The organism is Methylobacterium brachiatum (genome assembly GCF_900113845.1).
Lineage (GTDB): Bacteria > Pseudomonadota > Alphaproteobacteria > Rhizobiales > Beijerinckiaceae > Methylobacterium > Methylobacterium brachiatum.
This window is the reverse complement of the sequence record NZ_FOQW01000004.1, coordinates 64,194-76,494: the sequence shown is the minus strand read 5'-3', so window position 1 is coordinate 76,494 and position 12,301 is coordinate 64,194. Positions and strand designations below refer to the sequence as shown.

At 70.3% G+C, this 12,301-nt stretch carries 9 protein-coding genes; 3 read left to right on the top strand and 6 right to left on the bottom strand.

What is annotated here, in order from left to right; genetic code table 11:
- Window positions 1-16: 16 nt before the first annotated feature.
- The 6 genes from BMZ47_RS04675 to BMZ47_RS04650 form a co-directional block, all read right to left on the bottom strand.
- Window positions 17-1,663, bottom strand: coding sequence for an ABC transporter ATP-binding protein (locus tag BMZ47_RS04675; RefSeq protein ID WP_091859178.1), 1,647 nt, complete (start codon window positions 1,661-1,663; stop codon window positions 17-19).
- Window positions 1,660-2,496, bottom strand: coding sequence for an ABC transporter permease (locus BMZ47_RS04670; protein ID WP_091859175.1), 837 nt, complete (start codon window positions 2,494-2,496; stop codon window positions 1,660-1,662). The genes BMZ47_RS04675 and BMZ47_RS04670 overlap by 4 nt, the downstream gene beginning before the upstream one ends.
- Complete coding sequence (locus BMZ47_RS04665; protein WP_091859171.1) at window positions 2,496-3,482, bottom strand: ABC transporter permease; 987 nt, start codon at window positions 3,480-3,482, stop codon at window positions 2,496-2,498. Before BMZ47_RS04665 ends, BMZ47_RS04670 begins: the two co-directional genes overlap by 1 nt.
- On the bottom strand, window positions 3,479-5,062 hold the full coding sequence (locus BMZ47_RS04660) for an ABC transporter substrate-binding protein (RefSeq protein WP_091859168.1): 1,584 nt from the start codon (window positions 5,060-5,062) through the stop codon (window positions 3,479-3,481). The genes BMZ47_RS04665 and BMZ47_RS04660 overlap by 4 nt, the downstream gene beginning before the upstream one ends.
- 612 nt (window positions 5,063-5,674) lie before the next feature.
- Window positions 5,675-6,595: a BLUF domain-containing protein gene (locus BMZ47_RS04655; protein WP_091859165.1), complete on the bottom strand. Its 921-nt coding sequence runs from the start codon at window positions 6,593-6,595 to the stop codon at window positions 5,675-5,677.
- 25 nt (window positions 6,596-6,620) lie between these two features.
- Entirely contained in the window at window positions 6,621-8,354 is a 1,734-nt protein-coding gene (locus BMZ47_RS04650; RefSeq protein WP_091859162.1) for a putative bifunctional diguanylate cyclase/phosphodiesterase, read from the bottom strand.
- A 646-nt stretch (window positions 8,355-9,000) separates the two neighbouring features.
- Between BMZ47_RS04650 and BMZ47_RS04645 the strand changes: the two genes are divergently transcribed.
- Genes BMZ47_RS04645 through pdxA form a run of 3 tightly spaced genes read left to right on the top strand, consistent with a single transcriptional unit; the run spans window position 9,001 to window position 12,258 of the window.
- Window positions 9,001-10,014 carry a 2-keto-3-deoxygluconate permease gene (locus tag BMZ47_RS04645; RefSeq protein ID WP_007562639.1) on the top strand — a complete coding sequence of 338 codons (1,014 nt, stop codon included), beginning with the start codon at window positions 9,001-9,003 and terminating at the stop codon, window positions 10,012-10,014.
- Entirely contained in the window at window positions 9,974-11,260 is a 1,287-nt protein-coding gene (locus BMZ47_RS04640; protein WP_091859159.1) for a four-carbon acid sugar kinase family protein, read from the top strand. The genes BMZ47_RS04645 and BMZ47_RS04640 overlap by 41 nt, the downstream gene beginning before the upstream one ends.
- Window positions 11,257-12,258, top strand: a complete 1,002-nt coding sequence (gene pdxA, locus BMZ47_RS04635) for a 4-hydroxythreonine-4-phosphate dehydrogenase PdxA (protein ID WP_091859156.1) — start codon at window positions 11,257-11,259, stop codon at window positions 12,256-12,258. The genes BMZ47_RS04640 and pdxA overlap by 4 nt, the downstream gene beginning before the upstream one ends.
- Window positions 12,259-12,301 lie beyond the last annotated feature (43 nt).

The following is a 12,301-nucleotide window of genomic DNA, read 5'->3' as shown; positions in this document are numbered from 1 at the left end:
GGGGCCGCGGGCACTCTCAGGCGGTCAGCGCTTCGGGCGCCGGCGCGTCGAGGCCGCCGAACAGGCGGCGACCGGGCATCGCCGCCATGAGGCCGCGCGTGTAGGGGTGCTCGGGCGCGGCGAAGAGGGCCGCGGCCGGTCCCGTCTCGACGATCCGGCCCTGCTGCATCACCGCGACCCGGTCGGCGATCCGCGCGGCGATGCGCAGGTCATGCGTGATGAACAGCATCGCGAGGTTGTACTCGGCGCGAAGCTCTGCCAGCAGGTCGAGCACGCGGGCCTGGACGGAGACGTCGAGCGCCGAGACCGCCTCGTCGGCCACGAGGATGCGCGGCTTGAGCGCCAGCGCCCGGGCGATGCAGATGCGCTGGCGCTGGCCACCGGAGAATTCGTGCGGGAAGCGGTCGGCCGCGCCGGCCTTCAAGCCGACCCGGTCGAGCAGCACATGCGCCTCGGCGACGGCCTCGGCCTTCGGCACGCCGTACGCCATCGGGCCGCGGGCGATCGCCTCGCCGACCCTCTGGCGCGGGTTCAGCGCCGCGAACGGGTCCTGGAACACGATCTGGATGCGACGGCGCGCCACCCGCAGGACCTCGCCCCGCAGGGCCAGGAGATCCCGGCCCTCGAAGCGGATCCGGCCCGAATCCGGCTCCGCCAGACGCAGGATCATCTGCCCGAGGGTCGACTTGCCCGAGCCGGACTCGCCCACCACCGCCACGGTCTCACCGGCCGACAGCGTCAGCGAGATCGCGTCCGCCGCGACCACGCGCCGGGCCGGACGGAACCATCCTTGCCGCGTGGTGAAGGTCTTGGAGAGCGCCTCGATCTCGAGCAGCGGCGGCGTCGCCCGCATCTTGGGGGAGGCGCGCCCCCGGGCATGGGGCACCGCGGCGATGAGCGCCCGGGTGTAGGGGTCGCACGGCGTGGTCAGGACCGCCTCGGCGCTGCCTTGCTCGACGACCCGACCGTCGCGCATCACCACGACCCGGTCGGCCATCTCGGCGACCACACCGAAATCGTGCGTGATCAGCAGGACTCCCATCTGCCGCTCGCTCTGGAGCCGGCGGATCAGCGCGAGGATCTGGGCCTGCGTGGTCACGTCGAGAGCGGTGGTCGGCTCATCGGCCACCAGCAGGGCCGGGTTGTTGGCCATGGCGATGGCGATCATCACCCGCTGGCGCTGCCCGCCCGACAGCGCGAACGGGAAGCTGGCGCGGATCCGTTCCGGGTCGGGCAGGCCGACGGCCGCGATCAAGGCGTCCACCTGCGCCCGGATTGCGGCGCGGGGCGTCGCGGGGGCATGCGCCCGGACCGCCTCGGCGATCTGCTCGCCGATCCGCTTCAGCGGGTTCAGGGCGCTGAGCGGCTCCTGGAAGATCATCGCGGCGTCACGGCCGCGGACCGAGCGCATCTCCGCCTCGGACGCGGTGGCGATGTCGCGCCCGCGCAGCGTGACCGCGCCGCCGGTCACGGTCACGCCCGGCGGCAGCAGGCCCAGGATCGTGTGGGCGATCATCGACTTGCCGGACCCCGACTCGCCCACGAGGCAGACGATCTCGTTGGCCCCCACTGCGATCGAGACGTCGCTCACCGCCTGGGCCCGGTCGGCGCCCCGCGGCAGGCCGACGGAGAGGTTTGTAATCCTCAGGACCGGTTCGGTCATGCGCCTCTCCCCCGGGCGAGCCGCGGGTTGAGCGCGTCGTTCAACGCCTCGCCGACGAGATTGATGGCGAGCACCGTGATGAGGATCGCGGCGCCGGGGAAAACGCTCATCCACCAGGCCTGCCGGATGACCGTACGGGCGGCGCCGACCATGTAGCCCCAGGACATCAGGTTCGGATCGCCGAGCCCGAGGAAGCTCAAGGCGCTCTCGATCAGGATCGCGGTGGCCACGGTGAGCGAGCCGGTGACGATGATCGGCGCCAGGGCGTTCGGCAGGATGTGACGCAGGATCAGGGCCGCGGGGCGCTCGCCCTGGCAGGCGGCGGCCCGCACGAAGTCCCGGCCCTTCAGCCGGAGGAACTCGCCGCGGGTCAGGCGCGCCAGCGGCGGCCAGCTGATCGCCGCGATGGCCAGGATCTCGTGGGCGAGCGACGGCCCGAGGGTCGCGACCAGCAGGACGGCCAGGATGAAGCCGGGAATCGTCTGGAACAGCTCGGTGATCCGCATCAGCGCGGCATCGACGAGGCCGCCGAACCACCCCGCCGTCGCCCCGATCACCACGCCGACCAGCACGGCTGCCAGCGTCGAGGCGAGGCCGATCGCCAGCGAGACCCGGGCACCGTGGGCGAGGCCGGCGGCGATGTCCCGGCCCATCGTGTCGGAGCCTAGGGGCAGGTCCGGGCTCAGCGGCGGCTCGAACGGGGCGCCGACCATCTCCCAGGGATCGACCGGGACGAGGAGCGGCGCGAAAATCGCCACCGCGACCACCCCCACGAGGAGCACGAGGCCGATCATCCCGCCGGGATTGCGCAGGAACGCCCGAACGAATCCCATCACGCGGCCTTCGCGGGGGCGGCGATCCGCGGATCGATCAGCCGCGAGAGCAGGTCGGTCAGCATGTTGATGAGGATCACGAGCACGGACATGACGAGGAAGATCCCGAGCAGGACCGGGTAGTCGCGCTGGCTGAGGGCCTCGAACACCAGCCGGCCGAGGCCCGGCCAGGCGAAGACGGTCTCGACCACCACCGAGCCGCCGACCAGCGCGCCGGCCTGCATGCCGGCTACCGTCACCACCGGCAGAATCGCGTTGCGGATCATGTGGTCGCGGATCATGCGTCCGCGGGTCAGCCCCTTGGCCCGGGCGGTCTTCACGAAGTCCTGGGCGGCCACCTCGACGATCGAGGTCCGCATCAGCCGGGCATAGACCGCGAGATAGACGGCGGCGAGTGACAGGACGGGCAGGATCAGATGCGCGAGCACGTCGCCGATTTGCCCGAGCGGCGAGAGGGTTGCGCCGACGCTGCGGTAGCCGAACGCCGGCAGCCATTCGAGCTGGACCGAGAAGACCAGTACCAGCATCAGGCCGAGCCAGAAGACCGGCATGGCGTAGAGCACCAGCGAAACGAGGCCGATCAGCGTGTCGGACCAGCGGCCCGCCCGCACGCCCGACAGGGTGCCGAGCAGGATCCCGGATCCGAGTGCCAGGGCGAAGGCCGTGCCGGTGAGCAGCAGGGTCGCGGGCAGGCGCTCCAGGACCAGGCCGAGGACCGGCCGCTGCTGCCGGTAGGAATAGCCGAGATCGAGCCGCAGGACCCGGCCCAGATAGGTCGCGAGCTGCACCGGGTAGGGCTTGTCGAGGCCGTACTCGGCCCGAAGCTGTCGGAGGAGCGTCTCGTCCGAGGCGCCGGACTGGCCGGCGATGACCTGCGCGGGATCCCCGGGCGCCGCGTGGACGAGGGCGAAATTCACGCTGGCGATGACCAGGATCACCGCCAGCGTCCGCGCGATCCAGGCGGCCAGTCCGGCCAGCATCCTCATGCGCGGTAGGCCCGGGCGAAGGTGTCATTCACGCCGCTGCCGGTGACGACGAGGTCCTTGATGTGCTTGTCGGTGAAGGTCGGGAAGTCGAGTTCCATCAGCCACGCCACCGCGGCGTCCTCGACCAGGATCTTCTGGACTTGGCTGTAGAGATTCTGCCTTGTGGCGTCGTCCTGCGCCACGGCGGCCGCCTCGAACAGCCGGTCGACCTCCGGGTTGCTGTACCCGGACGTGTTCGAGAACAGGATGCCCTTGCGGATGTTCGAGGAAATGTAGGAGCGCGACACGCCGAGCGCCGGATCGCCGTACTGGTAGGTCCAGGGCGCGGACATCTCGAATTCCCAGTTGCCGCAGCGCGCCGCCCAGCCGCCGACGTCGATGCCCTCCAGCACGATGTCGATCCCGACTTTGCCGAGGGACTGGCGCACGTATTCCGCCACCCGCTGCCACATCTCGCCGTAGGGCGGCACGAGGTACTTGAGGCTCACCCGCTTGCCGTCGGCGGCGGGCTTCAGCCCCATCGCGTCGAGGAGCGCCACCGCCTTGGCGGGGGCGTACTCGTATTTCGGCACGTTCGGCTCGTAGAACCGGGTCTTCGACGAGACCGGGCCGGTCGCGACCTTGCCGAGGCCGAAGAACACCCGCTTGCGCAGGGCCTCCCGATCGATGGCGTAGAGCACCGCCTGGCGGAAGCGCTTGTCGTTCATCGGCGCGATGCGGGTGTTCATCTCCAGCCAGAGATGGGGCGCGTAGAATTCGTAGCCCTTCGTGGTCATGTCGAGGTTCGGCAGCGCCTTGAGGCGCGGCACGTCGAAGGCCTCGACATCGTTCCACTGGGTCAGCTGGATCGTGCCGCTCTCCAGGGCGACCGCCCGCGAGGCGGCGTCCGGAATCACCCGGTAGTAGATCTCGTCGAGATAGGGCTCGCCCTTCCGATAGTAGCCCTCGTGGCGCACGAGGTGGATGTGGGAGCCCTTGACCCACTCCTTGAGCTTGAACGGTCCCGTTCCGATCGCCCGAGCGTTGTTCGGGTTCTGCCGCAGGTCGGTGTTCTCGTAGAGCGCCTTGGAGATGACCGGCGCGGTCGTCGCGTCGAAGGCGTGCAGGAACGGTGCGAACGGCTCCTTCAGCCTGAACACCACCGTGAGCGGGTCTGGGGCCTCGGCCGACGCCAGGCGCGAGAAGGTGCCGCGCGCCCGGGCATGGGCCTCCATCAGCGCCTTCGTGACCGAGAACACGACGTCTTCCGCGGTCATCGGCGACCCGTCGTGGAAAGTGATGCCGGGAAACAGCTTGAACGTGTAGGTCAGGCCGTCCGGGCTGCGTTCCCAGCTCTGGGCCATACCGGGCTTGGGCGTCAGGTCGAAATCGTAGGTCAGCAGGCTCTCGTAAATCTTGCCGCACACCGTGAGCGTGGGCGCCTGCTGATTGAGCGCCGAGACCAGGATGGGTGGCTCGGGCTGGATCACGGTGTTGAGCACGCCGCCCCGGGTCTGGCCCGCAGCGCGGGTGATGCCGAAGGGAATCGGCCCCGCCGCCCCTGCGGCGAGCATGAGCTTGGCGAAATCGCGACGATTCATCCGTGACCTCTCCAGCACCCCGGAACGCCGATCGGGCGATCTCGCGATCCGCGCGGCAGATCGGGGCCGTTCCAGCCGAATGCATCGAACAGGCCACTAGTGGTGCTGTGGATGAGGCAACCCACCAAGCGCGGACGATGACGCCAGCGCGCTGCTGTCGCGAAGCGCACCGAGGGGTCCGAACCGGATGGCCGTCTTAAAACTGGTATCCGGCTCCGGCACAGGATGCTGACGCACGAGGCGATCGAGCGATCTGGGTGGCTCGGCGCCGCGGAAGCGCGCCTTGGACCACGATCGATCGACGCGCGCCAAAAAGTGTTACCCTCGACCTCTGCCTCACCGCGGCCGAGATCCTTTGGCTTCCCAAAACCAAGCACCAAAGCAGAGCGGTTGACGCATCAGCCGCCCTTCAAATGGCGGCGCAGGCGCCGGTGCATCAGCGCGCGGTCTATGGTTCGCCCACACTTGAAGGGCGTCTTTCTTGCGTCCCCAACGAACATCGACAGAGGCCAGGCTGCCCCCGCGCCCGGTCGATGACAACGCCGCTGCTTACGTAGGGCGGCAGGCACGGTGGCGCCGTCCGCAAGGTCCTGGCCGTCCGCCTCCCAGCGCCTAGGCGGCCAGGATGTCCGCGGCGGCGCCTGCGCCGATCCCCGCGTCGGGGGAACCGCCGGGGTGCGTGGCCGTCTGGGCGTCACCGGCCTCCTGGGCCATCGCCGCGGCGAGAAGGCGCGCGCGTCCGGCCCAGCGATCCCGTTCGATCCGCAGGGCGTCGCGCTGATCCCGGCTCACCGCGAGGGACACCTGCAACCCGTCGATCTCGGTCCGCAGATCGCTCGTGCGCTGCCGCTCGGCGGCGAGGGCCAGCTTGAGCACCGCGAGGGCCGCCTCGGTGGCCGCCTTGGCAGGGGCGATGTCCTCGATCGGGTGGGGGCGGGGGGCATTGCGCTCGCTGGCGGCCGTGCTCGTCCCGTCCGCGGCCGATGCCGTCTGAGGGACCGCCCCATCGGGCCGGAGCTGTGCCATCTCCGCCCGCAGCTGCGCGACATCGAGCCCCCGCGCGGCGGGCTCGGCCGGCGGGGCGGTGCGGGGCGCGCGCGGGAGGCCCTCCTCCTCCAGCACCAGCTCGTGCAGCATGGCGAAGACGGCATCGCCGTCGAGCCGGGCCAGGTCGAACCCGCTCTCGGCCGCGAGCCGGCTGAACTGCTCCTGCCCCCCGGCCGACTGGCCCACGAAGGCCATCGACCAATTGGCGAAGCTGCGGCTTTCCGTCGGGCCGCACTGGAGGACCGTGACGTCGCCGTGGCGGTCGTCACACTGGATCCGCTCGAACGTCTCCTCGACGCCCCGGCGCGGCCCTTCCAGGACCTGGGCGAAGGCGCCCGCGTTGAACATCAGCGCGCCGGTGACGTCCGATCGTGCGTTGTTCCGCTGCGACGTGGCCAGGATCTGGCCGACGATGGCCGTCAGCTCGGCCTCCGAACCGTGGAGCAGGTTCTTGCTGGCATAGACGAGGCGATAGAGCTCGCTCATGGGGCAATCCGATATGCTGGTTGCATCACGTGGGTGACCCGTAGGTCTTGAGGAAGGCCAGCACATCGTCGGCCGGGATCGGCCTGCTGATGAGGTAGCCCTGGACGTCGGTGCAGCCCTCGTCGCGGATGCGCTGCATCTGCTCGGGCGTCTCCACCCCCTCGGCGACCGTCGTCATGCCGAGACTCTTGCCGAGGCCCGCGATCGCCCGGATGATCGCATCGCCATCCGGCTTGCCGGTTAGGTCCTTCACGAAGGATCGGTCGATCTTGATCTTGTCGAAGGGAAAGCTGCGCAGATAGCTCAAGGACGAATAGCCGGTCCCGAAATCGTCCATCGAGACCCGGACCCCGAGCTCGCGCAGGCGGTGGAGCGTCTGCAGGGTCTTCTCGCTCTCCTCGAGCAGGACGCCCTCGGTGATCTCGACCTCCAGCCGCCGGGCCGCCAGGCCCGAACTGGCCAGCGCCGAGATGATCGTCTCGACCAGGCGGTCGCTCTTGAATTGGGCCGGCGAGACGTTCACCGCGACGGACATCCCGGCCGGCCACGTCATGGCATCCCGGCAGGCCTGGCGAACGACCCATTCGCCGATCGGGACGATCAGACCGATCTCCTCGGCGAGCGGGATGAAATCGAGCGGCGAGATCATCCCGCGCTCGGGATGCTTCCAGCGGATCAGGGCCTCGCAGCCGATCAGCCGATCCTCGTCGAGCTGCAATTGCGGCTGATAGTGCAGCTGGAACTCGCGCCGCGCGAGCGCCTGACGCATGTCGAGCTCGAGCCGGCGGCGCGCCTGCATGCGTGCATCCATCTCCGGCTCGAAGAACCGGTATGTCCCGCGGCCATCGAGCTTGGCCCGGTAGAGGGCCAGGTCGGCGTTCTTGAGGAGCTTGTCCGCGCTGGTCCCGTCCGCGGGCGCGAACGCCACGCCGACGCTGGCGCCGATCGTCAGGAGATGGCCCTCGACCATGTAGGTTCGGCCGATCAGGTCGACGAGGCGCCGGGCCAGGGCTTGCGTATGGGCGGCCTCGCGGATGCCAGTCTGCAGGATGACGAACTCGTCGCCGCCGATCCGGGCCACGGTGTCGGTGGGCCGTACGGTCGAGCGCAGGCGGTCGGCGACCTTCGCCAGGAGCGCGTCGCCGATCGGATGGCCGAGCGTGTCGTTGACCGGCTTGAACCGGTCGAGATCGATGAGGAGCAGCGCGCAGGCCTCGCCGGTGCGCTGCAGGCGCGCCAAAGCCTCGTCCAGGCGCTCCCGCAGGAGCAGGCGGTTGGGCAGGCTCGTCAGCGGATCGAGACGCGCCATCGCGTCGGCCCGCGCTTCGCTCGCCTTGCGGGCGCTGACATCCTCCAGCGTCGCAACCCAGCCGCCCGCGTCGCTGCGGTGGAGCTCGATATGCAGGGTGCGATCCTGGCGCGTCACCTCGAAGGCGGCCGAGGCCTGACGGTCGAGCGCCTGCCGCAAGGATCGGAAGACCTCCCGGCGCGGCTGCGCGGTCCTCGCGCACAGGCTGCGGGCCAGCCGGATGGCCGGCAGGTCGACCGCCAGGGCGACGTCCAGGCCGGCCAGGAGGCGTTCGGCCGGGGCGTTGAAGGCGACCACGTAGCCCGAGGCGCCGATCGTCAGCAGGCCGTGCCTGATCACGTCGAGGTCGTGGCGCTGCGTGAGGAGCGAGGCCGCGCCCGGATCCGTCCGGGTCGCCGGCGGCATCTTCATAAGCCGCGCCGTGCCGAGGTGGTGCAGGTCGGCACTCATCGCGCGAAGGCCCTGTTCGAGGCTGCCGGGCGGCACGCCAAACTTAACAAAAGCCAGTTCTATAGGAGAATTCTTAATTTCTGGTGCATGCGCCACACTATTACTTAGTGAATATGCTATTTCAGTCGACGCATAGGGCGGATCGTACAGCGGGTGTTTCGGTCAAGGCGTATTCAGGCGCGGCGACCAACCGGAATGTTTCCGCACGAGACCGCACGACCTGGGCCCGATGAAACCAATTGTCCGGCGCCCCGGAGACAGGGCAGGGCGGTTTTTATTCGGATCGAACGGACCGACAACTGGATTATCACGTGCAGTCGACCGAACGCCGTCGCTTGTGTGTCGGGGCCGCATACGGATCGCGTCCCCGCACGGTCTCCGACTCCATGATCGTCCGGGTCTGAACGCGACGGCTGCCGCGCGACCGGTTCGGGACGCCGCCGGCCGGGTGGCACGCCCCGCAACGGGTCCGGCTGCCGTGGCAACCGATATCCGGATTTCTGCGCAGACTGCGCAATACGGTTGACGGAATGCGCACAATGCGCGCATCACCCCGAAAGGCTCACAACGAATTCCAGTCGCCGTCGATCAATCGGTCGCGAGCCTCAAGCAATATCTGCGTGAATCGCGCAGGGAGGGAACGAGTATGCAGATCCCGATCAAGCGGGCGATCGAGAGCGTTCCGGGCGGCATGATGGTCGTGCCCCTGCTCGTCGGGGCGCTCATCGCGACCTTCTTTCCCGGCACGCCCAAGTATTTCGGATCCTTCACCGGCGCCCTGTTCTCGGGCGCGCTGACGATCCTGGCGGTGTTCTATGTCTGCATGGGCGCGAGCATCGACTTTCGCGCCACCCCCTACATCGTCAAGAAGGGCGGCACCTTGCTGATCGTGAAGATCGGCATCGCCCTGATCCTGGGATTGATCTTCGGGCAGGTCCTCGGTGAGGCCCCGGTCGCGGCCGGCATGTTCGCCGGGCTGTCCACCCTGGCCGTCGTCGCCAGCATGAACGACACCAATGGCGGCCTCTACATGGCGCTGATGGGCCAGTACGGCCGCCCGCGCGATGTCGGGGCCTATACGGTGATGTCGCTGGAGAGCGGCCCGTTTCTCACCATGGTGACGTTGGGCGTCGCCGGCCTCTCGGCGTTTCCCTGGCAGACCCTGGTCGGCGCCATCCTGCCGCTCCTCGTCGGCATGATCATCGGCAATCTCGACCGCGAGATGCGCGCCTTCCTGAGCCGTGCGATCCCGGTCATGATCCCGTTCTTCGCCTTCGCGCTGGGCGCGGGGCTCGATCTGAGCAAGGTCTGGCAGGCCGGCCTGCTCGGCCTCGCCATGGGCGTGGCGGTCGTGGTCCTGACCGGCATCCCGCTGTTCCTCGCCGATCGCCTGACCGGCGGCACCGGCGTCGCGGGTGTCGCCGCCGCGTCCACCGCCGGCAACGCCGCGGCCGTGCCGGCGATCGTCGCCGCCGCGAACCCGGCCTATGCCGATGCCGCCGGCCCCGCGACGATTCTCGTCGCCGCCTGCGTGGTCGTCACGGCGATCCTGGTCCCGATCGTCACGGCCTGGACCGCGAAGGTCGTCGGCCGCGGCGCGGACGAGGCGGAAGCGCCCGATGGCGAGCCGGTCGTTCCCGCACCCGTCCGCCGCGCCTGAGATGGACGCGCGCTGGCTCATTCTCGCCGACGATCTGACGGGCGCCGCCGATTGCGCGGTGGCGTTCCGCCGACGCGGCAACGCCGCGGCCGTGATCTGGGGCGAGGCGGTGCAGGACGAACGGATCCCGATCCTGTCCTACGACGCCGACAGCCGCGGCCTCACCGCCGAGGCGGCGGCGCAGCGCCACGCGGCCCTGCTGGGGCGGCTGCACAGCGCGGACCGGCGCCTGTTCAAGAAGATCGACTCGACGATGCGCGGTCAGCCCGCCGCCGAGATCGCCGCGACGCTCGCGCAGTTGCGCGCCCGGTCCGGCCAGGCCTTCGGCGTGCTGGCGCCGGCTTTCCCCGGGACCGGCCGGACCACGCTGGAGGGCCGGGTGCGGGTGGGCGGTCGCCCGCTGGAGGAGGCGGAGGTGTGGCGGCGCGACCATAGCTACGCCAGCGCCGATCTCGGCGCGATACTGGCCTCGGCCGGAATCCGGTCCACGACGCTCACCCTGCCGATCGTGCGCGGGGGGCAACTCGCCGGCGCGCTGGCCGAGGCCGCGGCCGGTCCCGCCGAGATCGCCGTCTGCGATGCCGAAACCGACGCCGATCTGGCCCGCATCGCCGAGGCCGGCCTCGCCGCGACGGCGTCGGCCGTCTTCATCGGCAGCGCCGGGCTGGCGCACGCGCTCGCGGCGGCCGGCCCCGTTGCCGCCCTCGCGCCGGTCCGGATCGCGCCCGACCGGCGCGGCTCCCTCCTCGTCGTCGGCTCCCTCGCCGAGGTCTCGCGCGCGGGCGCCCGGCGCCTCCTGGCCGACGGCGCCGTGGCGCATCTGCCGGTCGCGCCCGAGACGCTGCTCGAAGCGGTGGAGGGCCGGCCGGACCTGGCGACGCCCCTCGCGGAACGGCTGGCCGCCGGCCAGGACGTCCTGGTCGAGATCATGCTGGGGGGCGAACCCGACATGAGCCTCGGCCCCCGGCTGGCCCACGCGCTCGCCGACGCCCTCGCCCCGATCGCCGGCCGGATCGGGGCGCTCGCCGCCACGGGCGGCGAGACCGCGGCCGCGCTGCTGACGCGCTTTCATGTCCACGGCATCCAGCTGACCGACGAGATCGAGCCGGGTGTTTCGCTCGGCCTCACCTTGGGGCAACTCGCGATCCCGATCGCCACGAAGGCGGGTGCCTTCGGCGACGCCGACAGCCTCGTGCGCATCCGGGACCGCCTGCGCCACGTTCGAACCGAAGGAAGTCTCACATGACCCGTCCGACCATCGCCATCACCATGGGCGATCCCGCTGGCATCGGGCCAGAGATCATCATGAAGGCGCTGGCGCACCCGGAGGTCCACGCGATCTGCCAGCCGCTGGTGGTCGGCGATGCCGGGCGCCTGCGGCAGGCGGGCCGCATCGTCGGGGCCACGATCGGGGTCGATTCGCTCGCCGACGCTGGCGCGGCGGCCTTCGGCACGGATGCGGTCCAATGCGTCGACCTGAAATGCGTCCCCGAGGACCTGCCGTTCGGGCAATTGTCCCCGGTCGCCGGCGAGACCGCCTATCGCTGCATCGCGGCGGCCGTGGAGATCGTGCAGGCGGGGCAGGCGCAGGGCATCTGCACCGCGCCCCTGTCGAAGGAGGCGCTGCACGCGGCCGGCCACAAGTTTCCCGGCCACACCGAGATGCTGGCGCACCTCACCGGGACGCCGGAAGTGTCGATGATGCTGGTCTCCCCGAAGCTCCGGGTGATCCACGTCACGACCCATATCGGCCTGATCGACGCGATCGCGCGGATCGAGCCCGGCCTCGTCGAGCGCGTCATCGCCCGCGGGCATGCGGTGCTGGTGAAGGCCGGCATCGCTGAGCCGAAGATCGGCGTCTGCGCCATCAACCCGCATGCCGGCGAGAACGGCCTGTTCGGCCATGGCGAGGAGGCCGAGAAGATCACGCCGGCGGTCGAGGCCTGCCGCGCCAAGGGCTGGGACGTGCGTGGGCCCCTGCCGGCCGACACGCTGTTCTTCCTCGCCGGCCGGGGGGATTACGACATGGTGGTGGCCATGTATCACGATCAGGGGCATGGCCCGATCAAGGTGCTGGGTCTCGAGGCCGGGGTGAACATCACGGTCGGCCTCCCGGTGATCCGCACCTCGGTCGATCACGGGACGGCCTTCGACATCGCCGGCACGGGCGTCGCGGACGAGCGCAGCCTGATCGAGGCGCTGCGGCAGGCGGTCGAGCTGGCGCCGAAATCGCAGGCGGCCTGACAGGGGCGCCGGCACGGACCGAGGCGCTCCCGCCGGGGGCAGG